This is a genomic window from Cyclobacterium xiamenense (assembly GCF_900109255.1).
In the GTDB taxonomy this organism is placed as follows: domain Bacteria; phylum Bacteroidota; class Bacteroidia; order Cytophagales; family Cyclobacteriaceae; genus Cyclobacterium; species Cyclobacterium xiamenense.
This window is the reverse complement of sequence record NZ_FNZH01000030.1, coordinates 1-1169: the sequence shown is the minus strand read 5'-3', so window position 1 is coordinate 1169 and position 1169 is coordinate 1. Positions and strand designations below refer to the sequence as shown.

The 1169-nt window shown below is 65.3% G+C and carries 1 protein-coding gene; it reads left to right on the top strand.

The annotated features are described in order from the left end of the window. The coding region (locus tag BMW71_RS23840) for a hypothetical protein (protein WP_218145632.1) at nucleotides 1-1169 on the top strand (1169 nt) is incomplete at both ends.

Sequence of the window (1169 nt, the reverse complement as noted above, 5' to 3'; positions counted from 1 at the left end):
GGAGGCGTGTTGGTTAACGACACCGGCGCCGTCGACGCGGACACCTGGGGGGGCGTCGACTTTACGACCACCGAACCGGACACCTACCCGCCTGGGATCGACGAGCTGGAGAAATGGATGGGAGCCGTCGGTAAACAAGCGTTCGCGCCGTGGGCGGACCGCGATCATCCTGAAGCGGAATCCGAAAAAGACGCTCGGTGGAAGTGGGGGCTCGAAGCCAACTACGCCGACGGGCCTACTGTCGACGCCTGGATCGAAAGGGATCCCCGACTTGATGGACGCGCGTTCATCCAACGGGAGAGCGATCCGTATGCGTTCGTCGACGGCGACGACGTCCGGGATCCCGACACCGGCGAGGTACACCCGGCGTTTCGGGCGCTCCTCGAGCACCTGGGGGTGACGTATGCCGACGTGTCGACCTCGGGCGGGGGCATTCACGCGACCTATATCGGCGACCTTCCCCGCGACCTCCCCGAGGCTAAATGGCAGATCGATACCGAACCGTGGGGCGGGAACGACGACCCCCCCAAAATAGAGATTTACGCGAATACGCACCTCGCGATCACACACGGGGACCATATCGCGGGGACCCCGCTGGAAGTGAACGAATGGAACGACGACGCGCTCCGGGCGATCCTCGACGCGAATGGGAAGCTCCCCGACCCGTCGCCCTCGACCGTCCGCGACGACTACGACCTCGACGACTACGAACCGACGGCGACGACAGCCGACGAAACAACCGACGATATTCGCGACATATTCCGCGCGATCGACCGGCTCGATCCGAAGCGTGTCGGCGAGCGGACGATCGTTCGCGAATGGACCCGCGACCGGCGATCGTTCCTCCCGGTGTGGGGATCGTCCGACGACAGCGGAACCGCGAATTACATCGACGATCGGATCTGGCACGACACCGGACACGACGGTGGGTATGGCGGTCCTGTGGTTATGGCCGCGATCGACGCCGGGCTCATCAATCATACCGGGGCCGACCCGAGCGACATCCGGGGGGAGACGTTCTTTGAAGCGGTCGATCACTTACGCGAGCTGGGGTTTTCGATCCCCCAGTTGGTTGACCCGACCGCCGACGCCGACGCCGAGCCCGTCGCGCCGATCGCCCTCGAGAAGCTGGACGTCCTCGACGGGCACGCTCGCCGACGCGCCGCCCG